Annotated in this window: 20 protein-coding genes, 3 tRNA genes and 3 rRNA genes; 23 read left to right on the top strand and 3 right to left on the bottom strand. The window is 45.4% G+C overall.

From position 1 onward, the window contains the following. The first annotated feature begins 120 nt into the window (after positions 1 to 120). The 11 genes from udp (at position 121) to hemB (ending at position 9,880) form a co-directional block, all read left to right on the top strand. Entirely contained in the window at positions 121 to 876 is a 756-nt protein-coding gene (gene udp / locus WDV75_RS16910) for a uridine phosphorylase (protein WP_273571114.1), read from the top strand. Positions 877 to 1,022: 146 nt separating this feature from the next. Further along, the gene (locus tag WDV75_RS16905; protein ID WP_273571115.1) at positions 1,023 to 1,805 is read left to right on the top strand and encodes a tyrosine-protein phosphatase; all 783 of its coding nucleotides are present in this window, start codon (positions 1,023 to 1,025) and stop codon (positions 1,803 to 1,805) included. 77 nt (positions 1,806 to 1,882) lie between these two features. After that, entirely contained in the window at positions 1,883 to 2,413 is a 531-nt protein-coding gene (locus WDV75_RS16900; RefSeq protein ID WP_273571116.1) for a DedA family protein, read from the top strand. 173 nt (positions 2,414 to 2,586) lie between these two features. Then, on the top strand, positions 2,587 to 3,942 hold the full coding sequence (gene rmuC / locus WDV75_RS16895) for a DNA recombination protein RmuC (protein WP_273571117.1): 1,356 nt from the start codon (positions 2,587 to 2,589) through the stop codon (positions 3,940 to 3,942). A 76-nt stretch (positions 3,943 to 4,018) separates the two neighbouring features. Further along, on the top strand, positions 4,019 to 4,774 hold the full coding sequence (ubiE, locus tag WDV75_RS16890) for a bifunctional demethylmenaquinone methyltransferase/2-methoxy-6-polyprenyl-1,4-benzoquinol methylase UbiE (protein ID WP_273571118.1): 756 nt from the start codon (positions 4,019 to 4,021) through the stop codon (positions 4,772 to 4,774). A 1-nt stretch (position 4,775) separates the two neighbouring features. Beyond that, on the top strand, positions 4,776 to 5,444 hold the full coding sequence (ubiJ, locus tag WDV75_RS16885; protein WP_273571119.1) for a ubiquinone biosynthesis protein UbiJ: 669 nt from the start codon (positions 4,776 to 4,778) through the stop codon (positions 5,442 to 5,444). Continuing rightward, complete coding sequence (gene ubiB, locus WDV75_RS16880; protein ID WP_273571120.1) at positions 5,431 to 7,068, top strand: ubiquinone biosynthesis regulatory protein kinase UbiB; 1,638 nt, start codon at positions 5,431 to 5,433, stop codon at positions 7,066 to 7,068. The genes ubiJ and ubiB overlap by 14 nt, the downstream gene beginning before the upstream one ends. A 133-nt stretch (positions 7,069 to 7,201) precedes the next feature. Next, complete coding sequence (gene tatA / locus WDV75_RS16875) at positions 7,202 to 7,468, top strand: Sec-independent protein translocase subunit TatA (RefSeq protein WP_189759040.1); 267 nt, start codon at positions 7,202 to 7,204, stop codon at positions 7,466 to 7,468. Positions 7,469 to 7,471: 3 nt separating this feature from the next. Beyond that, entirely contained in the window at positions 7,472 to 7,954 is a 483-nt protein-coding gene (gene tatB / locus WDV75_RS16870; protein WP_189759039.1) for a Sec-independent protein translocase protein TatB, read from the top strand. A gap of 3 nt (positions 7,955 to 7,957) precedes the next feature. Then, positions 7,958 to 8,746 carry a Sec-independent protein translocase subunit TatC gene (gene tatC, locus WDV75_RS16865; protein WP_273571121.1) on the top strand — a complete coding sequence of 263 codons (789 nt, stop codon included), beginning with the start codon at positions 7,958 to 7,960 and terminating at the stop codon, positions 8,744 to 8,746. A gap of 117 nt (positions 8,747 to 8,863) precedes the next feature. Then, complete coding sequence (hemB, locus tag WDV75_RS16860; protein ID WP_273571123.1) at positions 8,864 to 9,880, top strand: porphobilinogen synthase; 1,017 nt, start codon at positions 8,864 to 8,866, stop codon at positions 9,878 to 9,880. A gap of 125 nt (positions 9,881 to 10,005) precedes the next feature. Here hemB and rfaH read toward each other — a convergent pair whose 3' ends face one another. Further along, a complete protein-coding gene (gene rfaH, locus WDV75_RS16855) occupies positions 10,006 to 10,494 on the bottom strand; it encodes a transcription/translation regulatory transformer protein RfaH (RefSeq protein WP_189759068.1) in 489 nt (162 codons plus the stop codon). 355 nt (positions 10,495 to 10,849) lie between these two features. Here rfaH and ubiD point away from each other — a divergent pair, with 355 nt between their 5' ends. Further along, a complete protein-coding gene (gene ubiD / locus WDV75_RS16850; RefSeq protein ID WP_273571125.1) occupies positions 10,850 to 12,322 on the top strand; it encodes a 4-hydroxy-3-polyprenylbenzoate decarboxylase in 1,473 nt (490 codons plus the stop codon). Between the two features lie 10 nt (positions 12,323 to 12,332). After that, positions 12,333 to 13,034: an NAD(P)H-flavin reductase gene (gene fre, locus WDV75_RS16845; RefSeq protein WP_273571127.1), complete on the top strand. Its 702-nt coding sequence runs from the start codon at positions 12,333 to 12,335 to the stop codon at positions 13,032 to 13,034. 179 nt (positions 13,035 to 13,213) lie between these two features. Here the strand turns inward: fre and fadA are convergent, their stop codons facing one another. Both fadA and fadB read right to left on the bottom strand, forming a co-directional pair. Continuing rightward, on the bottom strand, positions 13,214 to 14,377 hold the full coding sequence (gene fadA / locus WDV75_RS16840) for an acetyl-CoA C-acyltransferase FadA (protein ID WP_273571129.1): 1,164 nt from the start codon (positions 14,375 to 14,377) through the stop codon (positions 13,214 to 13,216). A gap of 11 nt (positions 14,378 to 14,388) precedes the next feature. Next, on the bottom strand, positions 14,389 to 16,575 hold the full coding sequence (fadB, locus tag WDV75_RS16835; RefSeq protein ID WP_273571131.1) for a fatty acid oxidation complex subunit alpha FadB: 2,187 nt from the start codon (positions 16,573 to 16,575) through the stop codon (positions 14,389 to 14,391). Positions 16,576 to 16,848: 273 nt separating this feature from the next. On the opposite strand from fadB, the gene pepQ reads away from it, so the two are divergent. The 10 genes from pepQ to WDV75_RS16785 all read left to right on the top strand — a co-directional run bounded on the left by pepQ (position 16,849) and on the right by WDV75_RS16785 (position 26,464). After that, positions 16,849 to 18,183, top strand: coding sequence for a Xaa-Pro dipeptidase (pepQ, locus tag WDV75_RS16830; RefSeq protein ID WP_273571132.1), 1,335 nt, complete (start codon positions 16,849 to 16,851; stop codon positions 18,181 to 18,183). Continuing rightward, a complete protein-coding gene (locus WDV75_RS16825) occupies positions 18,183 to 18,794 on the top strand; it encodes an IMPACT family protein (protein ID WP_099131520.1) in 612 nt (203 codons plus the stop codon). The genes pepQ and WDV75_RS16825 overlap by 1 nt, the downstream gene beginning before the upstream one ends. A gap of 36 nt (positions 18,795 to 18,830) precedes the next feature. Continuing rightward, entirely contained in the window at positions 18,831 to 20,282 is a 1,452-nt protein-coding gene (gene trkH / locus WDV75_RS16820; protein ID WP_189759032.1) for a Trk system potassium transporter TrkH, read from the top strand. A 50-nt stretch (positions 20,283 to 20,332) separates the two neighbouring features. Beyond that, positions 20,333 to 20,875, top strand: a complete 543-nt coding sequence (hemG, locus tag WDV75_RS16815; protein WP_273571134.1) for a menaquinone-dependent protoporphyrinogen IX dehydrogenase — start codon at positions 20,333 to 20,335, stop codon at positions 20,873 to 20,875. Between the two features lie 392 nt (positions 20,876 to 21,267). Continuing rightward, positions 21,268 to 22,809 (top strand): 16S ribosomal RNA (locus WDV75_RS16810). Positions 22,810 to 22,875: 66 nt separating this feature from the next. Then, positions 22,876 to 22,952: transfer RNA gene (locus WDV75_RS16805), tRNA-Ile, on the top strand. Between the two features lie 20 nt (positions 22,953 to 22,972). After that, positions 22,973 to 23,048: transfer RNA gene (locus WDV75_RS16800), tRNA-Ala, on the top strand. A gap of 169 nt (positions 23,049 to 23,217) precedes the next feature. Next, positions 23,218 to 26,128, top strand: a 23S ribosomal RNA gene (locus WDV75_RS16795). A gap of 89 nt (positions 26,129 to 26,217) precedes the next feature. After that, positions 26,218 to 26,333: ribosomal RNA gene (gene rrf, locus WDV75_RS16790) — 5S ribosomal RNA — on the top strand. Together the 16S, 23S and 5S rRNA genes with 3 tRNA genes alongside form the textbook arrangement of a ribosomal RNA operon. Before the next feature lie 54 nt (positions 26,334 to 26,387). Next, positions 26,388 to 26,464 (top strand) — tRNA-Asp (locus WDV75_RS16785). Positions 26,465 to 26,803: the final 339 nt, after the last annotated feature.

Raw genomic sequence — 26,803 nt, 5'->3', positions numbered from 1 at the left:
TCACAAATTAATGTATGTGTTTCTTTCTTATCTCAATTAAAGATGATTTCAATCACTAAAAAATGTCAGAGTATTGACTAAATTTAGGTATTCATATTTTTGTCCGTTGAGGAGTCTGATATGTCTGATGTGTTTCACTTAGGTATCACCAAAAGCGACCTGCAAGGCGCAACTCTGGCGATTGTACCCGGCGATCCTAACCGTGTTGAGAAAATTGCGCGACTGATGGATAACCCAGTACATTTGGCTTCCCACCGTGAATTTACAACCTGGCGTGCAGAAGTTAACGGAAAAGCTGTGGTTGTCTGCTCTACAGGCATTGGAGGCCCCTCAACGTCGATTGCTGTAGAGGAACTGGCACAGTTGGGGGTACGTACTTTCCTGCGTATCGGAACAACGGGGGCAATTCAGCCACATATTAATGTAGGGGATGTATTGGTGACGACTGCGGCGGTTCGTTTGGACGGCGCCAGCCTGCATTTTGCCCCAATGGAGTTCCCGGCAGTTGCTGATTTTGAGTGTACGAATGCCCTGTATGAAGCAGCAAAAGCCTCTGGTTCTGCGACCCATGTTGGTATTACGGCATCTTCCGATACCTTCTATCCCGGCCAGGAACGTTACGACACTTATTCTGGCCGTGTCGTTCGTCGTTTCCAGGGTTCGATGAAAGAATGGCAAGAAATGGGCGTAATGAATTTTGAGATGGAATCAGCAACATTGCTGACCATGTGTGCCAGTCAGGGACTGCGTGCCGGTATGGTTGCTGGCGTGATTGTTAACCGTACCCAACAGGAAATCCCAGATGTTGAGCTGCTGAAGAAAACAGAAAGCAATGCGCTGGGGATAGTTGTGGAGGCTGCTCGTCGTCTGCTGTAATGCCTTTCATCAAGGGTCAGATGATTCTGGCCCTATCGTTTGTGTGATCTTCTCTTCCTTTCATTGCAAAATTTGCTAATGTCATAGCATTTTGTACTAATAGATAGTGTGTTCTATTAACTATTTTTAATCTAACAAGAGTGACTATGACCATAACATTTCTATCCCATCCTTCACTACTTCCTTTAAATGGCGGCATTAATTTTCGTGATTTAGGTAATAAGACACTAAGCAACGGCGTCAGGATAAAACCAGGCGTGTTATTTCGTTCCGGCTCATTAGACAGGCTGACAGAAAACGATCAGGCTTTTTTAGTGGATCAAAACCTTTTGCAGATCATTGATTATCGTGATAGCAGCGAAATTATGGATAAACCAGATCGAGTATGGAATGGGGCGCATTATCACCATGCTCCTGCCAATCCTCTTTCCAAAGAAGTGGATGCTAATCTGGATAAGTTAGACATGAAAATATTGGAGCAATTCGACGCGAAAACATTTATGTCTCGCCTATATGAATTGTTACCCATTAATAATCCAGCGTATAAGACGTTAGCGACATTATTGCTGCAACCAGAGAAAGGCGGCATTGTGCAACATTGCGCGGTTGGTAAAGACAGGACAGGCGTGGGTTCGGCACTGGTTTTATTCGCATTGGGTGCTGATCTGGATACGGTGATGGAAGATTATTTGTTGACCAATGTCACGCTGGCTCCATACCGCGACTATTTATTGAATGAACACGCAAAAATTATGAGCGAAAGTGTGGTCGAAAAATTTGCCTATGTTTATTCAGTGCGGGAAGAGTTTTTACTGACCGCACTGGATAGTATCAACCAGCATTATGGCAGCATAGATATTTGGCTGGAAAAAGATATTGGACTCAATATCGCTGCGCGTGAAAAACTACAAGCTTATTTTCTTGAATAAAAATATCAGGTTAGCATTGGGCGGATTGTTCAGGGCTGACCTTATCACCTCCCACTGATAATACAGGAAAGATTAATGTGAGCCTGCATGAAATTATCGAATCGGTCATAAACTTCGTAAAAGCCCATGAGGTTTGGGCAATTCCCATCATTTTCCTATTGGCATTTGGTGAATCGTTGGCATTTATTTCCCTATTGTTACCAGCAACGATCATTTTGTTGGGGTTGGGAGCGTTAATTGGTGAAAGTGGGTTAACTTTCTGGCCAATATGGATAGCCGCAGCCGCCGGTGCTTTCTTTGGTGATTGGGTTTCTTACTGGTTTGGTTGCCATTACAAAGAAGATGTTGGCAAGATGTGGCCGCTTTCTCGTCATCCTCAAACTTTGGTTCGCGGACATCGTTTTTTTGAACGATGGGGCGTCTGGGGTGTTTTCATTGGGCGTTTTTTTGGTCCCTTGAGAGCCGTTGTACCGCTGGTAGCCGGAATTTGTGCTATGCCAAAACGCCATTTTCAGCTTGCTAACCTAGCTTCTGCATTGATTTGGGCATTCGGTATTTTAGCACCAGGGGCATTTGGTTTGCGTTGGTTGGCAGAGTGGATGGGATAATTGCGAGCTACTTTGCAAACTGAAAGAAAGCCATTGAATACTCTGGACATCTATACAGTCTCTATTTAACTTACATTGAGGTTAATGACTCACAAAAGTTGTCTGAAATTTATCGGTAATTGTGCCAATAAAGATTAAGGTTAAAAAATAATAGAGTTAGCGAGGGTGTATAGGTGGATATCCAGTGGTTATACATGCTGATCGGTAGCTTGGGTGGATTGCTGGGCGGAGGGATCTTCGTCTGGCTTTCTGTTCAGCAGAGGCTCCAGCAAAAAGAGCAGGAGTTGCGTGAATTATATAGCCAACTGGCTGTCAGCCATGAAAAACTGGAGCAAGCCCATTATTGGCGTACTGAATGCGATCAATTAAACCAAGAGTTACTGGCGCAACGCGAAATTAGCAGTGTGCAGGAAGCTGAGTTGCGCGAATTGAGCACTCGGCTTGAAGAAACCAGACTAGCTGCGGAGGAAAAGCAGCGTTTATTGCTCAGCAGTGAGCAGCGATTAAGTACCCAATTTGAAAATCTGGCCAATCGTATCTTTGAACAGAATCGACTCCGGACCGATGAATATCATCGCCAAAATCTCAATCATCTTCTGATGCCATTTCGTGAACAACTTGAGGGATTTCGCCGTCAGGTACAAGACAGTTTTGGGTTAGAAGCTCGTGAGCGCCATACCTTGACTCATGAAATTCGCAATCTTCAGCAACTTAATGCACAGATGGCGAAAGAAGCTATTAATCTTACAAAAGCCCTGAAAGGAGACAATAAAATACAGGGAAATTGGGGAGAGATGATATTGGCTCGAATTTTGGAAGCTTCTGGCTTGCGTGAGGGATATGAATTCGATACACAGGTCAATATTAAGACTGAAAACAATGAACGTTTTCAACCTGATGTGATCGTGCATCTGCCACAGGGAAAAGATGTCATTATTGATGCCAAAATGTCCCTGGTCGCTTATGAACGTTATTTCAACAGTGATAGCGAAGAACAACAGGCGCAAGCATTACAGGAACATATCAACTCTATCAGAGGACATATTCGCGGTCTGAGCCGAAAAGATTATCAACAATTACCCGGATTACGATCACTGGATTATGTTTTGATGTTTATTCCTGTGGAACCTGCTTATTTGGTTGCACTCAATCAGGCGCCAGAATTACTTGATGAAGCATGGAAACATAATATTATGCTGGTTAGCCCATCAACTTTGCTGGTTGCCGTTCGTACTATCAATAACTTGTGGCGTTATGAATATCAAAGTCAAAATGCCCGTTTGATTGCTGATAAAGCCGCCAGAATGTATGACAAAATGCGATTGTTTGTGGATGATATGCAAGGATTAGGGCAAAGCCTTAACAAAGCACAGACGAGTTACCATTGCGCAATGAAAAAGCTTGTTGAGGGCAGAGGTAATTTAATTAGTCAGGCCGAAGGATTTCGTGATTTAGGCGTGGATGTGAAGTGTCCTATTGATTCACAGTTGATTGATAAATCTTTCCAATCGTTGCAGGTAAATGAGTAAAGTCTGGAATAGGGTTTTGTTGGAAAGGCTGATACACTGACTATAAATTTTTTTGAATAAAAAGCGGACAAATAATATGGCAGATCAATCAAAAGAAACCACTGATTTTGGTTTCCGCACTGTAGCCAAAGAACAAAAAAAAGAGATGGTGGCAGAGGTGTTCCACTCTGTGGCTTCGAAATATGACTTAATGAATGATTTGATGTCATTTGGCATTCACCGTATCTGGAAACGTTTCACAATTGAGTCAAGTGGTGTCCGCCGTGGTCATAAGGTGCTTGATCTTGCTGGTGGGACAGGCGATCTAACCGCAAAATTCTCCCGAATTGTGGGGGAAAAAGGGCAGGTTGTTTTGGCGGATATCAACGACTCAATGTTGAAAGTTGGCCGCGAAAAATTACGCGATATCGGTATCGTAGGCAACGTCAGTTATGTTCAAGCCAATGCTGAAGAACTGCCTTTCCCGGATAACCATTTTGACTGTATTACCATTTCTTTTGGCTTGCGTAATGTCACGGACAAAGAAAAAGCGCTACGCTCCATGTATCGGGTACTTAAGCCTGGTGGCCGCTTGTTGGTGCTGGAGTTTTCCAAACCTGTACTGGCACCGTTAAGTAAGATTTATGATGTTTATTCATTCCACGTTCTGCCCCGAATCGGTCAGATCGTTGTGAATGATGCGGACAGTTACCGCTATTTGACAGAATCCATCCGTATGCACCCTGATCAGGAAACCTTGAAAGGCATGATGGAAGAAGCGGGCTTTGACCAGGTTTACTACACCAATATGACTGGTGGCGTTGTTGCATTGCACAAAGGGTTCAAATTCTGAGATGGAAATACCCTCATCAAGCCATAATATGGCTTTTGCGATCTCAAATGAAAAAGTGTTGTTTCCGGTAGTAACGGCCTTTCTGGAAACAACCTTGAATCATCTTTTATATCGAGAAGCTGTATTAAAACCTGCCCGCTTAAGATTGGCCGGTAAGATACTGTCTATCAAACTGAAAGAAATCGCCTCCCCCTTGATACTGATATTCAGTGAGAAACGAGTGGATGTTTTGAGTCAATGGTCAGAGTCAGTGGATTGCTCAATGAAAACAACGCTCCCTGCATTACTCAAGCTACGGGATCGCCAGTGCCTTTCAGCCCTGATTAACCGCGGTGAAATTATCATTGAAGGGGACATGCAGGTGATTCAACAATGGTCTGCTTTGCTGGATATGTCAGAGTGGGATCCTGCGCATTATCTCTCCCCTTATGTTGGTGATATTGCTGCGGAAGGCATTACCCGGATGGTGAAGAAAAGTTTTGAATTTGCCAGCAATACCATTGCAAGGAAGAAAACGCATTTCACCGAATCATTGACGGAAGAATGGGAAATGGTTCCTAGTGCGCTGGAAGTGGCTTATTTCAGTGAAGAAGTTAATGCCGTTGCCAATCAGATAAACCAACTCGAAAAACGGTTGGCGGCCCTGGAGGGAAAACATGACACCCAGTGAAATTAGACGACTTTACTTTATCATCCGGGTCTTTCTTTCTTACGGGTTGGATGAACTCATCCCGAATATTCGTTTGACCTGGCCGTTACGTTTTGGCCGTTATTTCCTGTTTTGGATACCTAATAAGCATAAGGATAAACCTCTCGGCGAGCGTTTGCGTTTAGCATTACAAGAACTCGGCCCCGTGTGGATCAAATTTGGCCAGATGCTCTCCACGCGTCGTGACTTGTTCCCACCTGCCATCGCAGATCAACTTTCGATGTTACAAGATCGGGTGGTTCCCTTTGACGGTGCAGTGGCACGAAAATCAATTGAAACGGCGTTAGAGGGAGCACTGGAAACGTGGTTTGAGGATTTTGATCCACAACCGCTGGCTTCCGCGTCTATTGCTCAGGTACATACTGCTCGGTTGAAGGAAAATGGCAAAGAGGTTGTCCTAAAGGTAATCCGCCCGGATATTCTGCCTGTAATTAAAGCTGACGTGCGGTTAATGTATCGCCTGGCAAATTTGGTTCCCCTTTTACCTGATGGTCGTCGTCTTCGTCCGCGTGAAGTTGTCAGAGAATATGAAAAAACCCTGCTTGATGAGCTGAATTTATTGCGTGAAACTGCAAACGCGATTCAATTGCGGCGCAATTTTGAAGATAGTCCTATGCTCTATGTGCCAGAGGTCTATCCTAACTATTGCCGAGAAAATGTTTTGGTGATGGAGCGCATTTATGGCATTCCTGTGTCAGATGTTGCAGCGTTAGAGGCGCAGAACACCAATATGAAATTGTTGGCTGAGCGTGGCGTTCAGGTGTTCTTCACCCAAGTATTTCGCGATAGTTTCTTCCACGCAGATATGCATCCCGGTAATATTTTCGTCAGTTATAACAAACCAGAAGATCCTACTTATATCGGTATCGATTACGGTATTGTTGGCTCTTTGAATAAAGATGATAAACGCTATCTGGCCGAAAATTTCATTGCTTTCTTCAATCGTGATTATCGTCGGGTCGCTGAACTGCATGTCGATTCTGGCTGGGTGCCCGCGGATACCAATGTGGAGGATTTCGAATTTGCTATCCGTACCGTTTGTGAACCCATTTTTGAAAAACCACTGGCTGAAATTTCATTTGGGCATGTTCTGCTAAACCTTTTCAATACCGCCCGCCGTTTTAATATGACAGTTCAGCCCCAGTTGGTTCTGCTGCAAAAAACGTTGTTGTATGTTGAAGGCTTGGGGCGTCAACTTTATCCTCAGCTTGATCTATGGAAAACAGCAAAACCTTTTCTGGAAGATTGGCTGCATGATCAGGTTGGGCTTCCCGCTATTGTGCGTGCCTTTAAAGAAAAAGCGCCTTATTGGGCGGAAAAGTTACCAGAGCTTCCCGAACTGGTATATGGCTCGCTTCAGCAGCACCGACGTTTGCAGAGCAGCATTGATCAAATATCACAACAATTCAGGCAACAACAGCTCAGACAACGCAAGTCTCTTTATTTATTGGGGATTGGTGCAACTCTCTTTATCTGTGGTAGTTTGTTTTTCATTATAGATCATAAACATCTGGCATGGGGGATGATAGGGGCCGGCATTGCATCATGGGGATTGGGCTGGCGTCATTTAAGTAAACTTCAATAATTCAGTAATGATGAATATTAAATGAAGGTAATTTTGCCACGAACCTTGATATAATTGCATTATTTTTGAACATCAAGTTCGTCGTTTATAATTAAATCACGAGTAATATTCTGATGAATAGAGGTAGGTCAGTATGGGTGGTATAAGTATTTGGCAATTGCTCATCATTGCCGTCATTGTCGTACTGTTATTTGGTACTAATAAGCTTCGTACCTTGGGTTCGGACTTGGGCGAATCAATAAAGGGCTTTAAAAAGGCAATGAGTGATGATGACAAGTCACAGCAGCCGGAAAAAATGAGTCAGGATGCCGAGTTCGAAACTAAAAACCTGACTGAAAAGTCCACGGCTGCGCAATCTGAAAAATCAGAGAGTAAAAGTAAAGACAAAGAGCAGGTATAAACCGTGTTTGACATTGGTTTTAGTGAGCTACTGTTAGTGATGATCATTGGCTTGGTTGTTTTGGGGCCGGAACGTTTGCCTATTGCGGTCAAAACAGTGGTTGGATGGATTCGAGTATTGCGCTCGCTGGCGGCTAATGTTCAGAATGAACTTGCTCAGGAACTAAAATTGCAAGAGCTTCAGGACACATTGAAAAAAATGGAAGAAAAAGCCGACCTGCAATCACTTTCGCCAGAACTGAAAGCTTCAATGGAGGAGTTGAAGGAAGCGGCTGAATCATTGAAAAATACCTATCAGTTGAAACCGGATGAAATGAGGGAGTTGGAGGAAGACGAAACGCATTTTCATTCTTCTGGGTCCCCATCGGTTGCAAGGCACTCGAATTCAGAACAGGCCAGTCTGGAACCCGTGATTGCAGAGCAATCGAGCACAATACCAGAGCAGCAGAAAAGAAAACTTCCTGAACAAGCAAATGGCGAACACTGAAACATGTCTGTGGATAATACCCAACCTCTTATCAGTCATCTGATTGAACTGCGTAAGCGGATTTTAAATAGTCTAATTACTGTGCTGGTAGTATTTCTGGCATTAGTTTATTTTTCCAATGACATTTATCGGCTTATTGCAGCGCCTTTAATGGAACAATTGCCTAAAGGCGCCAATATGATTGCAACAGATGTTGCATCACCTTTTTTTACCCCAATTAAACTGACCATTATGGTGTCTATTTTTGTTTCGGCACCGATGATCCTCTATCAAGTATGGGCATTTATTGCACCGGCACTGTATAAGCACGAACGTCGTTTGATTATGCCCTTACTGTTTTCCAGTAGCATATTGTTTTATCTGGGAATGGCATTCGCATATTTTATTGTTTTTCCCATTGCGTTTGGTTTCTTTATCAATACCGTGCCCGCTGGGGTCGTAATATCGACGGATATCAGCAATTATTTAAGCTTTGTCATGGCGCTATTTATGGCTTTTGGGGTTTCATTCGAAATACCTATTGCCATTATTTTGCTGTGTTGGAGTGGGGTTGTGACGCCAGAATCACTAAAGAGAAAACGTCCTTATATTTTAGTTGGGGCGTTTGTGGTTGGGATGTTGTTAACACCACCTGATGTTTTCTCCCAGACTCTGCTGGCTGTTCCCATGTATTTGCTATTTGAACTGGGGATTCTGCTTTCGCAGTTCTATGTTGGTAAATGGGGACGGCGTAATTTTATCAATCCAGAAGATAAAGCAGACAGTGATATTGGTGATAATTTTAAAAAATAATCTGATGCCAGACATTCATAATTATCGTGAACAGATTGATGGTGTTAATATCATTATCATAAAACGATGGCTATTAACCCAGCGCTTTGTCGCTGGGTTTTACATTAGGAGAACCATATGAGCTATGTATTTCCGGGGGCGTTTCCCGGTCGTCGTATGCGCCGTGTGCGCCGTCATGATTTTTCCCGCCGCTTAGTTGCTGAAAATCAACTTACTGTTAATGATCTGATTTATCCTGTATTTGTTATGGAAGGAACAAATCAGCGTCAGGAAGTGTCTTCAATGCCAGGAGTGTATCGTCTGACAATCGATCTTTTGCTGAAAGAAGCAGAAGAGATTGCCCGACTGGGTATTCCTGTTTTGTCCCTGTTTCCAGCCATTGAAGCGGATAAGAAATCGTTGGATGCGAAAGAAGCTTATAATCCAGATGGCTTGATCCAGCGTGCTGTGCGTGCTCTGAAGGTTGCTGTGCCTGAATTGGGGCTTTTGACAGATGTAGCACTCGATCCATTTACTACCCATGGTCAAGATGGTGTTATTGATCAGGATGGCTATGTTATCAATGACGTGACCAAAGATATTCTGGTGAAGCAGGCATTATCCCATGCTGAAGCTGGGGCTGAGATTGTCGCACCAAGCGATATGATGGATGGCCGTATTGGTGCTATTCGTGAGCAGCTTGAGATGGCTGGTTATGTGAATACCCAAATCATGGCTTATTCTGCCAAATACGCCTCTTGTTACTATGGGCCATTTAGAGATGCGATTGGTACCAGCGGTAACTTGAAAGGTGGCAATAAGATGACCTATCAAATGGATCCTGCAAACAGTGATGAAGCCTTGCAGGAAATTGCGCAGGATTTACAGGAAGGTGCAGATAGCGTTATGGTTAAACCTGGTATGCCGTATTTGGATGTGATTCGCCGGGTAAAAGATACTTTCGGTGTACCAACATTTGCCTATCAGGTTTCGGGTGAATATGCCATGCATATGGCGGCCATTCAAAATGGTTGGTTGAAAGAGCAGCCCGTGATTATGGAATCATTATTATGCTTCAAACGGGCGGGAGCAGATGGTGTTCTGACCTATTTTGCCAAGCGTGTAGCGCAATGGCTGCATGAACAAAGATACTGATTATTGTAATAGCCAAGGGATATAAAGCCGGGCAATTTTGCCCGTCTTCTGATTTATGGCTTTAGCCAGTTTAAGTAGCGTCAGCTGCTTAAACATAAAACCACCCGCATAGCGGGTGGTTATGATTAAATTTTGATGAAATATTTATTGTCTAAAACTTTAGAAACTTCTTTGTTGAGAATATTTAGCAAGAGAATGGAACGAGTTTCCCCATCCGGTTCATTATAAATTGCCTGAATGCCTTCGAAAATTCCCTCAGTGATCAGGACAGTATCACCAGTAATTGGGGTTTCAGGTGCAATATATTCTTGCTCAGTAACAGACATTAATTCATCAATTAATGTTTGTGGAACAATGGCAGGATAAGTGCTGAATCGAACGAAATTATTGACGCCTCGTGTTGAGTTAACGGTTGTAGTATGAATAATTTCGGGATCAAAATGGACAAATAGGTAATTGGGAAACAGAGGTTCAGTAACGATGGATCGTTTACCTCGAATGATTTTTTCAATTTTGGCTGTAGGTGTTAAGCAAATCACGTCCTGTCGCTCTAAGTTCTCTATTGCCCGAGAGACTTGCCCACGTTTACAGTAAAGAAGATACCAATTTCCCATCATATTTCGACTCCATTGCGTAGAATGTTTAGCATAACAAAACCAGTGCTAAGGGGTCATCAATAAAGATAGAAGTTATTTAAAGTGTGAGCCGTATTTTTATCTCTTACCGTGCTTATTTTCAGTAAAAGTTTATACCAATCCAACTTCAAGTTGCAGCTTGCACATCAATGTGATGGTTTATATCTTCCCGCCTAGTGGGAGATATAAGACGCATCTTGAAAGGCGGTTGGTATATGTATTAATTATTGCCTTAAATTCATTGCTTTTTAGCAGGTTATGAGTTTTCCTTGTAACCCTCATGGGAGGGATTATAATGGCTTTCCCTCCTTGAAAATCGGCACGAATGAACACTATGAAATATCGCGATCTAAGAGACTTTCTTTCCTTGTTGGAACAATCAGGTGAATTAAAACGAATTCGTATGGAAGTTGATCCATACCTGGAAATGACTGAAATCGCAGATCGTACTCTTCGTGCCGGTGGTCCCGCCTTATTATTTGAAAATCCTAAGGGATATTCGATGCCTGTCTTGTGCAACTTGTTTGGTACACCTAAGCGTGTTGCCATGGGGATGGGGCAGGATGATGTTAAAGCACTGCATGATGTTGGGAAGCTATTGGCTTTCCTTAAAGAGCCTGAGCCGCCAAAAGGCTTTCGTGATTTGGTCGATAAACTGCCTAAGTTCAAACAGGTCTTGAATATGCCAACCAAACGCCTCAGCTCTGCGCCGTGTCAGGAACAAATTTGGGCAGGAGATGAGGTGGATCTTACCCGTATTCCAGTCATGCATTGTTGGCCAGAAGATGCCGCCCCTTTGATTACCTGGGGGTTGACGGTGACTAAGGGGCCTAATAAAGAGCGCCAGAACTTGGGGATCTACCGCCAACAGGTATTGGGAAAAAACAAACTGATTATGCGCTGGTTATCACATCGTGGCGGTGCGCTTGATTTTCAGGAGTGGTGTCAGGCACATCCGGGGGAACGTTTTCCCGTGTCCGTTGCATTGGGCGCCGATCCTGCCACGATATTGGGGGCGGTTACCCCAATTCCTGATACTTTGTCTGAATATGCGTTTGCTGGATTATTACGAGGACATAAAACGGAAGTTGTTAAATGTATATCTAATGATCTGGAAGTGCCGGCCAGTGCTGAAATTATCCTTGAAGGCTATATTGAGCCAGGCGAAATGGCTCCAGAAGGGCCATATGGTGATCATACCGGCTATTACAACGAAGTAGATACGTTCCCGGTATTTACGGTAACCCATATTAGTCAACGCAGTGACGCTATCTATCATTCTACTTACACCGGACGTCCACCGGATGAACCTGCGGTGTTAGGGGTTGCGTTGAATGAAGTATTGGTGCCAATATTGCAAAAACAATTTCCTGAAATTGTGGATTTTTACTTGCCGCCAGAGGGCTGCTCTTATCGACTCGCGATCGTTACAATGAAAAAACAGTATGCAGGCCATGCCAAGCGAGTAATGATGGGAGTTTGGTCATATCTAAGACAATTTATGTACACAAAATTTGTTATCGTTTGTGATGATGATATCAATGCGCGAGATTGGAATGATGTCATCTGGGCGATAACAACGCGAATGGATCCGCAGAGAGATACTGTCTTAATGGAAAATACACCTATTGACTATCTCGATTTTGCATCCCCTGTTTCTGGGTTAGGTTCAAAAATGGGGTTAGATGCAACGAATAAATGGCCAGGAGAGACACAAAGGGAATGGGGGCGCCCGATAGTGATGAGCGATGAGATTCGGGCCCGTGTCGATGAAATTTGGGATCAATTAGATATTTTGAAGCGATAAGAGGGAACGCATGACAATATTAAGCTGTAAAGTAACATCGGTTGACTCCATTACAGATACAGTTTATCGGGTTCGTTTATTACCTGATTCGCCTTTTTCTTTCCGTGCGGGGCAATATTTAATGGTGATTATGGATGAGAGGGATAAGCGTCCTTTCTCCATGGCATCACCACCATCAGAAAAACAGATCATTGAGTTGCATATTGGTGCTTCTGAGCTAAATCTCTATGCGATGGCGGTAATGGATAGAATTCTGGATCAGAAAGTCATTGATATTGATATTCCGCATGGTCAGGCTTGGTTTCGTGAAGACAGCAAAAATCCGATGTTATTGATTGCTGGTGGAACGGGATTCTCATATACACGCTCTATCTTATTGGCTGCATTGGAAAAAAATCCTAATCGCGAAATTTCCATCTATTGGGGAGGACGAGAGCTGCAACATCTGTATGATTTGGGGGAGTTGCAATCATTAAGTGAGCACTATCCTAATTTGACCATTGTACCGGTAGTTGAACAAGTTGATGAACACTGGCGCGGAAGAACGGGGACAGTTCTGAGTGCGGTTTTGGAAGATTTCGGCAGTTTGGCAAACCATGATATTTACATTGCTGGTCGCTTTGAGATGGCTAAAATTGCCCGTGAACGGTTCTGTAGTGAGCGTGATGCATCTATCGAACGCATGTATGGGGATGCATTTGAGTTTATTTGAGCCATTTGCCGATAAAAGATAAGACGCAAAAATAAAAAAACCCGCCCCTGACAGGCGGGAAACTATGGCAACAACTTACTAGAGTGATGCAATAGATAAGACAGACAAGGGAAAAACGTTAATTTTTAAAAGTCATCAATGTTAATCATCAGCTTGGCTTTATAGCCAAATTTTCATGACTATACTCTTTCAATAATCGTGGCTATACCCTGACCTAACCCAATGCACATGGTTGATAGCCCGAACTGAACATCTTTACTTTCCATCAAGTTAAGCAAGGTGGTTGTAATGCGAGTACCAGAGCATCCCAATGGGTGACCGAGAGCAATAGCACCACCGTTCAGGTTGATTCTGTCATCCATACTATCCAGCAGATTCAACCCTTTTACGCAGGCCAAGGATTGTGCAGCGAATGCTTCGTTCAATTCCATGACGCCAATATCCGTCAGGCTTAAGCCGGCTTTTTTCAAGGCCATTTGTGTGGCCGGCACAGGGCCATAACCCATGATCGAAGGATCACAACCAACCACTGCCATTGAGCGAATACGGGCGCGAGGTTTTAATCCTAACGCTTTAGCTTTGCTTTCGCTCATGATCAGCATGGCAGAGGCGCCATCGGAAAGCGCTGAGGAGTTACCCGCAGTCACACTTCCAGTGACAGGATCAAAAACGGGACGCAATGCAGCCAAATCTTTGAGATTAGCGTCTGTGCGGATCACCTCATCAAAATCGACGAGTTTCATATTCCCATCAGCATCATGGCCATATATAGGAACGATTTCGTTAGCGAAAGCTTTGGATTCAGTCGCTTGTGTTGCCCGTTGATGAGAGCGCAGGGCAAACTCATCTTGCATTTCGCGACTAATATTGTGCATTTTAGCCAGCATTTCTGCCGTCAATCCCATCACACCTGCTGCCTTAGCAACGTTACGGCTTAATTTGGAATGAAAGTCGACACCGTGTGTCATGGGAACATGTCCCATATGTTCAACACCGCCGACCATAACAACACTGGCATCACCGGTCATGATCATGCGGGCACCGTCGTGCAATGATTGCATTGAAGAACCACAGAGGCGGTTAACGGTTACCGCGGGGACTGAGTGAGGAATGCCCGCCAGTAAAGCAGAATTGCGGGCAATATTGAACCCTTGTTCCAGTGTTTGTTGCACGCATCCCCACGAGATATCATCAATATCTTCAGGCTTAACGGCAGGATTGCGCTTGAGTATTGACTTCATCAGATGTGCGGAGAGATCTTCGGCACGGACCTGACGGAATACACCACCTTTTGAGCGCCCCATTGGGGTACGGATACCATCAATAATAACTACGTTTTCCATGTTTTCAGACCTCACGCTTTTTCACCTGGATTAACAGCAAGTTCTGCCGGTGCAGGGTAGTAACTTTCATTGCTTTCGGATTTTGCTTTCAGGCCAGCGGGTATGTGATAGAGTGCGCCCAAATGAGCATAACTTTCTGCCATCTTCACATAGGCTGCGGTTCCCATGGTATCCAGGTAACGGAAAACGCCACCATGGAATGGAGGGAAGCCTAAACCATATACCAATGCCATGTCTGCTTCTGCTGGGCTGGCAATGACACCTTCTTCTAAGCAGCGAACAACTTCGTTGATCATTGGGATCATGGTTCGGGCAATGATCTCTTCACCGGAGAAAGTATGTTTCGGTTTGCTGATGCTTGCCAGTAACTGATCGGTAGTTTCATCCAGCTCTTTTTTCGGTTTACCTTTTTTATCTTGGGTATATTTATAGAAACCAACGCCATTTTTCTGACCATAACGCTGATTTTCAAATAGTACATCAATGGCATCCCGATAATCGCGGCTCATGCGGGCTGGAAAACCTTGAGCCATGACAGCTTGTGCATGGTGAGCAGTATCAATACCGACAACATCAATGAGATATGCAGGACCCATTGGCCAGCCAAATTCTTTTTCCATGATTTTGTCGATTTGGCGGAAATCGCCACCATCCCGTAGCAACATGCCAAAACCAGCCAGATAAGGGAACAACACGCGGTTTACAAAGAAGCCAGGGCAGTCATTAACAACGATCGGTGTTTTACCCATTTTACTGGCATAGGCGACAACGCTTGCAATAGTCTTCTCTGAAGTTTTTTCTCCACGGATGACTTCAACCAACGGCATACGATGTACTGGGTTGAAGAAATGCATACCACAGAAGTTTTCCGGACGTTTTAGCGATTTTGCTAATTCAGTGATTGGGATAGTGGAGGTATTGGAAGTCAGAATGCAGTCATCGCTGATATGTGATTCTGTTTCTGCCAAAACCGCAGCTTTAATCTTAGGATTTTCAACTACAGCTTCAACAACAACTTGGGATTGTTCAATACCCGCATAATTCAGGGTTGGTTGGATGGATGACAGAATTTTGGCCATCTTCATGGCATCTAAACGTCCCCGTTCAAACTGTTTATTCAGCAACTTGGCCGCTTCATTGATACCTAAATCCAGCGCTTTTTGATTAATATCTTTCATCAAGACAGGAATACCCTTGCGCGCTGATTGATAGGCAATACCGCCTCCCATAATACCGGCACCCAGTACAGTCGCATGTTCAGGGGTTGTAACGGTTTGCAGATGTTTCTTCGCCAGCCCTTTAACATATTGCTCATTCAGGAAGATGCCGACTAACGCACGAGCGACAGAAGTGTGCGCTAATGATACAAAACTGGCTGATTCCAGTTTTAAGGCTTCCTCGCGACCGAGTGTAGCGGCTTTTTCAATGGTTTTTACCGCTGTGATTGGTGCTGGATAATGCGGGCCAGCAACCTTCATTACCATACCTTTTGCTACGGTGAAACTCATGGTACGTTCGATCTCATTGAGAGTCAGAGGCAACAATTTAGGCTGACGGGCGGCTTGCCAATCTAAATCTCCTCGAATGGCTTGTTCCAGAACTGAAACGGCAGAATCAACCAGTTTTTCAGCAGAAACGACGGCATCGACCAAGCCATTTTTCAGCGCTTCTTCAGCACCAATATCTTTTCCTGCGGAGATGATTTCGAGAGCATTATCTGTGCCAATCAAGCGTGGCAGGCGAACAGAACCCCCAAATCCCGGCATAATGCCCAATTTAGTTTCTGGTAATCCAATGCGAAGATCGGGGGATGCGATACGAAAATCTGTTGAAAGTACCAATTCACAGCCACCGCCAAGGGCATAGCCATTGATAGCCGAGATAGTCGGAACCGGAAGATCTTCTATACGGTTAAAGATATTGTTAGCGAGATTCAGTAATTCGTGCAGTTTTTCTGCTGGTGCACTGAATAGCGATAAAAATTCTGTGATATCAGCACCAACAATAAAAGCTTGTTTTTCAGAGCGTAGCAGTAACCCTTTTAGTTTAGTCTCTTGCTCAAGGGTCGCAACGGCTTTATCCAGTGAAGTGACCGTTTTTGTGTCTAATTTATTAATTGCAGCCGGTGCATTGAAAATGAGTTCAGCAATGCCATCTTTTAGCCATTTTACTTGAATAGTTTCACTTAGGTAGAGCATGTCATTCTCCTCAATGAGTGCATACCTTCTGGTATGACCAGATGCAGTTGATTGTGATTACTGTGTTAATTTAATGCAAACTGATGATTAATTTTTTGTAGGGCGGATCACAGGTAAGATTTATGGCAGAGAACAATATATTTTGTTAATCATTTGAAAAATATAACTATATTGATTTGGTTGTAGAAAGTACGTTTTTTACGTGATAGCTCCGACGATAATGAATTGTGGTAATATTTAAGCTCCTGCCAAAAAATCAAAAGGCTAATTAAGATGGAAAAGTTGGCATCTCTGTACCAAGAACATATTAAAATTTTACAAAAACGTGCCCGAGAAATCTTAGAACGAACTCAGTTTGACGCTTTGCTTATTCATTCAGGCGAATCATTACGGGTTTTTCTGGATGACAGCCATTATCCGTTTAAGGTAAATGCACACTTTAAGGCTTGGGTACCTGTGACCAAAGTGCCTAATTGCTGGTTGTGGATTGATGGTGTCAATAAACCTAAGCTCTGGTTTTATTCACCGGTAGACTACTGGCACAGCGTAGAGCCACTACCTAGTGGCTATTGGACTGAAGACATAGAAATGATTCATTTGGCAAAAGCTGAAGATATCAGCATTAAGCTGAATGGATTATCAAAACAGAACGCTGCTTATATTGGTGAACAAACGGAGCGTGCTAAATCCTTGGGGATTCTTGAGCACAATATCAACCCAAAAGCTGTCTTGGACTACTTGCATTATCATCGTTCATATAAAACAGATTATGAATTGGCTTGTATGCGTGAGGCCCAGAAAACCGCCGTTAATGGTCATCTGGCAGCCTATGATGCATTTTTGTCTGGTGTGAGCGAATTCGAAATCAATATGTTCTATCTGATGGCAACAGGGCACCGTGATACCGATGTTCCTTATGATAATATTGTTGCTCTGAATGAAAATACGGCTGTTTTGCACTACAACAAATTACAGCAGAGAGTTCCTGCGGAAATACGCAGTTTCTTGATTGATGCGGGAGCGGAATATCATGGTTATGCCGCGGATATCACCAGAACCTATGCAGCAAAATCTCATAACGATTTCGCTTCACTGATAAAGGATTTGAATGAAGAACAACAGGCGCTCATTGGCACAATTAAAACGGGAGTTCGATATACCGACTACCATATTAATATGCATCAACGTATAGCCAGGATACTGAAAAAACATGATATTGTTCATGGGATCAGTGAAGAAGGTATGGTTGAGACAGGATTGACGACGCCGTTTTTCCCACATGGACTCGGCCATCCTTTAGGTTTGCAAGTGCATGATGCGGCTGGGTTTATGCAAGATGATGAAGGAACTTATCTGGCCGCACCGGAGAGGCATCCTTATTTGCGCTGCACCCGTATTCTGGAACCAAGAATGGTTTTGACCATTGAGCCTGGGATCTATTTCATTGAAACATTATTAGCGCAATGGCGTGAAAGCGAATATCGTCAACATTTTGATTGGAAAAAAATCGAAATGTTGAAACTTTATGGTGGTATTCGTATTGAAGATAACATCGTTATTCACGATGGAAAAATTGAAAATATGACCAGAGAATTACAATTATCGTAATGAAGCCTTATTTAATTCCTGCGGCTTCAGTCAGCTTTACTGAAGAAATAAAAAAGAGTCGTTTCATTACCCTGCTGGAGCATACCAGCGGGGTGGATGAGGCTAAGTTATTTATCCAAAGCATTAAAGAGCAATATCCTGATGCTCGGCATCATTGTTGGGCTTTTGTGGCAGGAGCGCCGGATGATTCCCAACAGTTAGGGTTTTCTGATGATGGCGAACCTACTGGAACCGCTGGCAAGCCAATGATTGCCCAGTTAATCGGAAGTGGTCTGGGGGAAATTACCGCTGTATCTGTTCGCTATTTTGGTGGCATAAAACTTGGTACGGGTGGTTTGGTCAAAGCCTATGGCAATGGGGTACAACAAGCTCTGAAGTTGTTGCAAACCGAATACAAAGTACCGCAGAAGTTATACCAGTTACAGTGTGAATATTCGCATATTTCAATGGTAGAACAGTTGCTACACCAATTTTCTGGGCAGGTGATCGCCAGTGATTATGCTGAAAATGTCACGTTGCAAGTCTCGCTGCCAGCTACCCTTGTTGGTGAGATAGGTGATAAATTACGGGACTTGAGCCGTGGTGCTTTGTTTTTAACACCAAAATCATAACTATTCTTCATATCGGATTTCTAAGGAACCAGCCGAATGCATTTTCGCGCCATAACCCGTATTGTTGGACTACTTGTCATTCTTTTTTCTGTCACAATGATTATTCCGGGGCTGGTCGCATTGATCTATCGCGATGGCGCAGGCAGGGCATTTAGCCAGACATTCATCTTTGCTCTCGTCATTGGTTTAATATTGTGGGTACCTAATCGCGAACAAAAATCTGAGCTTAAGCCGAAAGAGGGCTTTTTGATTGTTGTCCTATTCTGGACTGTATTGGGAAGTGTGGGGGCATTGCCATTCATTTTCTCTGAAAAACCCAATCTTTCAGTCACCGATGCCTTTTTTGAATCATTTTCTGGCCTAACGACTACTGGTGCGACGACGCTTGTTGGCCTCGATTCCCTTCCCAAGGCTATTTTGTTCTACCGACAAATGTTGCAATGGTTGGGGGGGATGGGGATTATCGTTTTGGCTGTGGCGATCTTACCTCTGCTTGGTGTGGGGGGAATGCAGCTTTATCGTGCAGAAATGCCAGGGCCGTTGAAAGACAATAAAATGCGTCCTCGTATTGCAGAAACGGCAAAAACGCTTTGGCTGATTTATGTCTTGTTGACCATTGCCTGTGCCCTGGCATTGTGGGCTGCGGGGATGCCGGTGTTCGATGCGATTTCTCATAGCTTTTCTACCATCGCTATTGGTGGATTTTCTACCCATGATGCCAGCATCGGTTTTTTCAATAGCCCAGCCATCAACACGATTATTGCCATTTTCTTATTGATTTCGGGCTGTAATTTTGGTTTGCATTTCGCGGTTCTTTCTGGACGAAGCTTGAACGTGTATTGGCGTGATCCAGAATTTCGGATGTTCATTACTATCCAGTTGGCACTATTGGCAATCTGTATGCTGATATTATGGCAACATTCCGTTTATGAATCAGAATGGGAAGCGTTGAATCACGCTTTTTTTCAAGTTGTCTCCATGGCGACAACAGCCGGATTTACAACGGACTCTTTTGCCAATTGGCCTCTTTTTCTGCCTTTTCTGCTGTTATGTTCTGCATTTATAGGGGGATGTGCGGGTTCAACGGGAGGCGGTCTCAAAGTTATCCGCATTTTGTTGCTATTCTTGCAAGGATCGCGTGAATTAAAGCGATTAGTGCACCCGAATGCAGTGTATACCATTAAATTGGGACGGCGAGCATTACCGGAACGAATTATTGAAGCAGTCTGGGGTTTTTTCTCTGCTTATGCACTGGTTTTCGTTGTCAGTATGTTGTTACTGATCGCAACGGGTGTTGACGAATTTTCTGCTTTTTCTGCTATCGCCGCAACATTGAATAACCTGGGACCCGGTTTGGGAGTGGTTGCTGATAACTTTACAACCATGAATCCGGCGGCTAAATGGATATTGGTTGTCACTATGTTATTTGGACGTCTGGAAGTGTTCACATTATTGGTGTTGTTTACACCGACTTTTTGGCGTGAATAGTGAACGATTGAATTTTTATATGTGATTCTCTGTTTAATAAGGGCGTATCTATGAGTTATTTGTTGCTTTATTCTACCCAAGATGGACAGACTAAAAAAATTATTACCCGTATCGCAGAGAACCTTCGTCGTGCTGGTATTAAGTGTGAATTAAGAGATCTTTCTACCGTGAAACAAGTCAATTTGACGCCTTACCAAAAAGTAATGGTAGGTGCGTCGATACGTTATGGCCGTTTCAATTCTGTATTGCATGATTTTGTCATTCGCCATCAACAACAATTGAACCAAATGCCAGCAGCTTTCTTTGGCGTCAATTTAACGGCGAGAAAGCCAGAAAAAAGAACGCCAGAAACGAACGCTTATGTACGTAAGTTTTTAATAAAAAGTCCGTGGCAACCTGATTTATGCGGAGTTTTTGCGGGAGCGCTACTTTATCCACGTTATCGTTGGTTGGATCGCATCATGATTCAGTTCATTATGCGAATGACCGGAGGAGAAACAGATACGACGAAAGAAGTCGAATACACCGATTGGGAACAGGTAGATCATTTTTCTGAGAAATTTTTGCAAATAACGTGTGATAAAACGTCTTAAAAACAGTCTTTCTGCTGGTTATTGCCTCGTTTTGAGGAAAAAAAACACGAACAGAAAGAAATTTAAAAAAAACTATTGTCAGCGCCGTAAAACTCCCTATAATGCGCTTCCGTTGTCACGACAAACACACAAACCGGTCGGGATGACAACGTGAAAAGCCTCGAAAAATAAGGCTTGACACGGTAAGAGGAAAGCGTAAGATACGCAGCCTCGCAACCCGGAAGTGATTTCCGGTTGCCAATGCTCTTTAACAAGTTAATCAGACAATCTGTGTGGGCACTCGCAAGAGACTATCGAATTGCCGCAAGGCAAAAAAGATTCAAGTCTTAAAGAGTGACTAAGCAGTTAATTCATTATGAACTAACAGTGAAATTCTTTGAGCATCAAACTTTTAATTGAAGAGTTTGATCATGGCTCAGATTGAACGCTGGCGGCAGGCCTAACACATGCAAGTCGAGCGGCAGCGGGGGAAAGCTTGCTTTCCTGCCGGCGAGCGGCGGACGGGTGAGTAATGTCTGGGGATCTGCCCGAGGGCGGGGGATAACCACTGGAAACGGTGGCTAATACCGCATAATCTCTAAGGAGCAAAGTGGGGGACCTTCGGGCCTCACGCCTTCGGATGAACCCAGATGGGATTAGCTAGTAGGTGGGGTAATGGCTCACCTAGGCGACGATCCCTAGCTGGTCTGAGAGGATGACCAGCCACACTGGGACTGAGACACGGCCCAGACTCCTACGGGAGGCAGCAGTGGGGAATATTGCACAATGGGCGCAAGCCTGATGCAGCCATGCCGCGTGTATGAAGAAGGCCTTCGGGTTGTAAAGTACTTTCAGTGGGGAGGAAGGCACAGGGTCGAATACACCCTGTGATTGACGTTACCCACAGAAGAAGCACCGGCTAACTCCGTGCCAGCAGCCGCGGTAATACGGAGGGTGCAAGCGTTAATCGGAATTACTGGGCGTAAAGCGCACGCAGGCGGTCAATTAAGTTAGATGTGAAATCCCCGGGCTTAACCTGGGAATGGCATCTAAGACTGGTTGGCTAGAGTCTCGTAGAGGGGGGTAGAATTCCACGTGTAGCGGTGAAATGCGTAGAGATGTGGAGGAATACCGGTGGCGAAGGCGGCCCCCTGGACGAAGACTGACGCTCAGGTGCGAAAGCGTGGGGAGCAAACAGGATTAGATACCCTGGTAGTCCACGCTGTAAACGATGTCGATTTGGAGGTTGTGGCCTTGAGCTGTGGCTTCCGGAGCTAACGCGTTAAATCGACCGCCTGGGGAGTACGGTCGCAAGATTAAAACTCAAATGAATTGACGGGGGCCCGCACAAGCGGTGGAGCATGTGGTTTAATTCGATGCAACGCGAAGAACCTTACCTACTCTTGACATCCACGGAATTCTGCAGAGATGCGGAAGTGCCTTCGGGCACCGTGAGACAGGTGCTGCATGGCTGTCGTCAGCTCGTGTTGTGAAATGTTGGGTTAAGTCCCGCAACGAGCGCAACCCTTATCCTTTGTTGCCAGCACTTCGGGTGGGAACTCAAGGGAGACTGCCGGTGATAAACCGGAGGAAGGTGGGGATGACGTCAAGTCATCATGGCCCTTACGAGTAGGGCTACACACGTGCTACAATGGCAGATACAAAGAGAAGCGACCTCGCGAGAGCAAGCGGACCTCATAAAGTCTGTCGTAGTCCGGATTGGAGTCTGCAACTCGACTCCATGAAGTCGGAATCGCTAGTAATCGCAGATCAGCATGCTGCGGTGAATACGTTCCCGGGCCTTGTACACACCGCCCGTCACACCATGGGAGTGGGTTGCAAAAGAAGCAGGTAGCTTAACCTTTTGGAGGGCGCTTGCCACTTTGTGATTCATGACTGGGGTGAAGTCGTAACAAGGTAACCGTAGGGGAACCTGCGGTTGGATCACCTCCTTACCAAACGATAGTGATTGTGCAGTGCTCACACAGATTGTCTGATAAAAGAAGAGACGGAAACGAAATAGGCTTGTAGCTCAGGTGGTTAGAGCGCACCCCTGATAAGGGTGAGGTCGGTGGTTCAAGTCCACTCAGGCCTACCAATTTTGCTGTCCGGTGACATGGGGCTATAGCTCAGCTGGGAGAGCGCCTGCCTTGCACGCAGGAGGTCAGCGGTTCGATCCCGCTTAGCTCCACCATGACTCTTCTTGACTTGAATGATTTCAGAACGCATCAAACGTGGTGTGTTGTGAAATTATGGCTCTTTAACAATCTGGAACAAGCTGAAAATTTGAAACCGTCAATGTTATGGAATTAACATTGATGAAACTCTCAACACTCCGACCGGAAGACTTCTTCGGGTTGTGAGGTTAAGCGACTAAGCGTACACGGTGGATGCCTAGGCAGTCAGAGGCGATGAAGGACGTGCTAATCTGCGAAAAGCGCCGGTGAGCTGATATGAAGCGCTATCAGCCGGCGATGTCCGAATGGGGAAACCCGGTGCAATCCGTTGCACCATCATTAACTGAATCCATAGGTTAATGAGGCGAACCGGGGGAACTGAAACATCTCAGTACCCCGAGGAAAAGAAATCAACCGAGATTCCCCCAGTAGCGGCGAGCGAACGGGGAGGAGCCCAGAACCAGCATCAGTGTGTGTGTCAGTGGAAGCGTCTGGAAAGGCGCACAGTAAAGGGTGATAGTCCCGTACACGAAGAGACACAGGCTGTGAGTTCGATGAGTAGGGCGGGACACGTGTTATCCTGTCTGAATGTGGGGGGACCATCCTCCAAGGCTAAATACTCCTGACTGACCGATAGTGAACCAGTACCGTGAGGGAAAGGCGAAAAGAACCCCGGCGAGGGGAGTGAAAAAGAACCTGAAACCGTGTACGTACAAGCAGTGGGAGCCTTGATTTATCAGGGTGACTGCGTACCTTTTGTATAATGGGTCAGCGACTTATATTCTGTAGCAAGGTTAACCGTATAGGGGAGCCGCAGGGAAACCGAGTCTTAACGGGGCGTTAAGTTGCAGGGTATAGACCCGAAACCCGGTGATCTAGCCATGGGCAGGTTGAAGGTTGGGTAACACTAACTGGAGGACCGAACCGACTAATGTTGAAAAATTAGCGGATGACTTGTGGCTGGGGGTGAAAGGCCAATCAAACCGGGAGATAGCTGGTTCTCCCCGAAAGCTATTTAGGTAGCGCCTCGTGAATTCATCTTCGGGGGTAGAGCACTGTTTCGGCTAGGGGGTCATCCCGACTTACCAACCCGATGCAAACTGCGAATACCGAAGAATGTTATCACGGGAGACACACGGCGGGTGCTAACGTCCGTCGTGAAGAGGGAAACAACCCAGACCGCCAGCTAAGGTCCCCAAGTCATGGTTAAGTGGGAAACGAAGTGGGAAGGCTCAGACAGCCAGGATGTTGGCTTAGAAGCAGCCATCATTTAAAGAAAGCGTAATAGCTCACTGGTCGAGTCGGCCTGCGCGGAAGATGTAACGGGGCTAAACCATGCACCGAAGCTGCGGCAGCGACACAACGTGTCGTTGGGTAGGGGAGCGTTCTGTAAGCCGTTGAAGGTCCACTGTGAGGTGGGCTGGAGGTATCAGAAGTGCGAATGCTGACATAAGTAACGATAAAGCGGGTGAAAAACCCGCTCGCCGGAAGACCAAGGGTTCCTGTCCAACGTTAATCGGGGCAGGGTGAGTCGACCCCTAAGGCGAGGCTGAAAAGCGTAGTCGATGGGAAACAGGTTAATATTCCTGTACGGGCCCGAATTGCGATGGGGGGACGGAGAAGGCTAGGCAAGCCGGGCGACGGTCGTCCCGGTTTAAGTGTGTAGGTGGGCTGACCAGGCAAATCCGGTGAGCCACAACACTGAGGCACGATGACGAGGCACTACGGTGCTGAAGTTGCTGATGCCCCGCTTCCAGGAAAAGCCCCTAAGCTTCAGATTCGGGTCCATCGTACCCCAAACCGACACAGGTGGTCAGGTAGAGAATACTCAGGCGCTTGAGAGAACTCGGGTGAAGGAACTAGGCAAAATGGTGCCGTAACTTCGGGAGAAGGCACGCTGGCGTTAGGTGAAGGAACCTGCTTCCGGAGCCGAGGCCAGTCGCAGATACCAGCTGGCTGCAACTGTTTAATAAAAACACAGCACTGTGCAAACACGAAAGTGGACGTATACGGTGTGACGCCTGCCCGGTGCTGGAAGGTTAATTGATGGGGTTATCGCCTCGGCGAGAAGCTCTTGATCGAAGCCCCAGTAAACGGCGGCCGTAACTATAACGGTCCTAAGGTAGCGAAATTCCTTGTCGGGTAAGTTCCGACCTGCACGAATGGCGTAATGATGGCCAGGCTGTCTCCACCCGAGACTCAGTGAAATTGAACTCGCTGTGAAGATGCAGTGTACCCGCGGCAAGACGGAAAGACCCCGTGAACCTTTACTATAGCTTGACACTGAACATGGAGCCTTGATGTGTAGGATAGGTGGGAGGCTGTGAAGTGTGGACGCCAGTCTGCATGGAGCCATCCTTGAAATACCACCCTTGAATGTTTGATGTTCTAACGCCGGCCCGTTATCCGGGTTGCGGACAGTGTCTGGTGGGTAGTTTGACTGGGGCGGTCTCCTCCCAAAGTGTAACGGAGGAGCACGAAGGTTAGCTAATCACGGTCGGACATCGTGAGGTTAGTGCAAAGGCATAAGCTAGCTTGACTGCGAGAGTGACGGCTCGAGCAGGTACGAAAGTAGGTCTTAGTGATCCGGTGGTTCTGCATGGAAGGGCCATCGCTCAACGGATAAAAGGTACTCCGGGGATAACAGGCTGATACCGCCCAAGAGTTCATATCGACGGCGGTGTTTGGCACCTCGATGTCGGCTCATCACATCCTGGGGCTGAAGTAGGTCCCAAGGGTATGGCTGTTCGCCATTTAAAGTGGTACGCGAGCTGGGTTTAGAACGTCGTGAGACAGTTCGGTCCCTATCTGCCGTGGGCGTTGGAAGATTGCAAGGGGCTGCTCCTAGTACGAGAGGACCGGAGTGGACGCACCACTGGTGTTCGGGTTGTCATGCCAATGGCACTGCCCGGTAGCTAAGTGCGGAAGAGATAACCGCTGAAAGCATCTAAGCGGGAAACTTGCCTTAAGATGAGTCTTCCCTTACTCCTGGAGGGTACTGAAGGAACGTTCGAGACGAGGACGTAGATAGGCCGGGTGTGTAAGCGTTGCGAGACGTTGAGCTAACCGGTACTAATGAACCGTGCGGCTTAACCTGACAACACCGAAGGGGTTTTCGGGAGTGGAAAGAGAGAGACGGGTTTCAGTGTAGAAAAGCAGCTTGTTCGGGATTGAAAACAGGATTTGTCTGGCGGCAATAGCGCGGTGGTCCCACCTGACCCCATGCCGAACTCAGCAGTGAAACGCCGTAGCGCCGATGGTAGTGTGGGGTCTCCCCATGTGAGAGTAGGGCACTGCCAGACATCAATTTATAAGTGTTGCCGGCACAAAAGGCAGCAAGAAAAAAGAAATTCGGTGGTGCGGTAGTTCAGTTGGTTAGAATACCGGCCTGTCACGCCGGGGGTCGCGGGTTCGAGTCCCGTCCGCACCGCCACCGTATTTAGAAAAAGCCCTGAAAGATATCTTTCAGGGCTTTTTCTATTGTCTAATCTATAGCTTATTGCTTATATCCTTATCAATGATCTTAAATTCGTATTTTTCATCTATACCAATCTAACTTCAAGATGCGTCTTATATCTCCCACGTAGCGGGGAGATATAAACAATCACATTGATTTGTAAGCTGCAACTTGAAGTTGGATTGGTATAGGGCGATGATCTTTCAATGTATAGTGGAATAATTACAGCTTTTATAAATTAATTGATCTTATCCTTATATGACTTTGCCTGAGAGAAATTTATTTCCTAAATATGCTATTTTTTGATACTTATCA

The sequence above is a fragment of the Xenorhabdus griffiniae genome (assembly GCF_037265215.1).
Lineage (GTDB): Bacteria > Pseudomonadota > Gammaproteobacteria > Enterobacterales > Enterobacteriaceae > Xenorhabdus > Xenorhabdus griffiniae.
This window is presented reverse-complemented; position numbering and strand designations above follow the sequence as displayed.

Bases quoted from the DNA above. Each gene is read 5' to 3' on its own strand.
- tatA (WP_189759040.1), top strand. From the start codon at position 7,202: ATGGGTGGTATAAGTATTTGGCAATTGCTCATCATTGCCGTCATTGTC.
- fre (WP_273571127.1), top strand. From the start codon at position 12,333: ATGACAATATTAAGCTGTAAAGTAACATCGGTTGACTCCATTACAGAT.
- hemB (WP_273571123.1), top strand. From the start codon at position 8,864: ATGAGCTATGTATTTCCGGGGGCGTTTCCCGGTCGTCGTATGCGCCGT.
- ubiE (WP_273571118.1), top strand. From the start codon at position 4,019: ATGGCAGATCAATCAAAAGAAACCACTGATTTTGGTTTCCGCACTGTA.
- ubiD (WP_273571125.1), top strand. From the start codon at position 10,850: ATGAAATATCGCGATCTAAGAGACTTTCTTTCCTTGTTGGAACAATCA.
- hemG (WP_273571134.1), top strand. From the start codon at position 20,333: ATGAGTTATTTGTTGCTTTATTCTACCCAAGATGGACAGACTAAAAAA.
- pepQ (WP_273571132.1), top strand. From the start codon at position 16,849: ATGGAAAAGTTGGCATCTCTGTACCAAGAACATATTAAAATTTTACAA.
- WDV75_RS16905 (WP_273571115.1), top strand. From the start codon at position 1,023: ATGACCATAACATTTCTATCCCATCCTTCACTACTTCCTTTAAATGGC.
- ubiJ (WP_273571119.1), top strand. From the start codon at position 4,776: ATGGAAATACCCTCATCAAGCCATAATATGGCTTTTGCGATCTCAAAT.
- fadA (WP_273571129.1), bottom strand. From the start codon at position 14,377: ATGGAAAACGTAGTTATTATTGATGGTATCCGTACCCCAATGGGGCGC.
- fadB (WP_273571131.1), bottom strand. From the start codon at position 16,575: ATGCTCTACCTAAGTGAAACTATTCAAGTAAAATGGCTAAAAGATGGC.
- tatC (WP_273571121.1), top strand. From the start codon at position 7,958: ATGTCTGTGGATAATACCCAACCTCTTATCAGTCATCTGATTGAACTG.
- ubiB (WP_273571120.1), top strand. From the start codon at position 5,431: ATGACACCCAGTGAAATTAGACGACTTTACTTTATCATCCGGGTCTTT.
- trkH (WP_189759032.1), top strand. From the start codon at position 18,831: ATGCATTTTCGCGCCATAACCCGTATTGTTGGACTACTTGTCATTCTT.
- rfaH (WP_189759068.1), bottom strand. From the start codon at position 10,494: ATGGGAAATTGGTATCTTCTTTACTGTAAACGTGGGCAAGTCTCTCGG.
- WDV75_RS16825 (WP_099131520.1), top strand. From the start codon at position 18,183: ATGAAGCCTTATTTAATTCCTGCGGCTTCAGTCAGCTTTACTGAAGAA.
- udp (WP_273571114.1), top strand. From the start codon at position 121: ATGTCTGATGTGTTTCACTTAGGTATCACCAAAAGCGACCTGCAAGGC.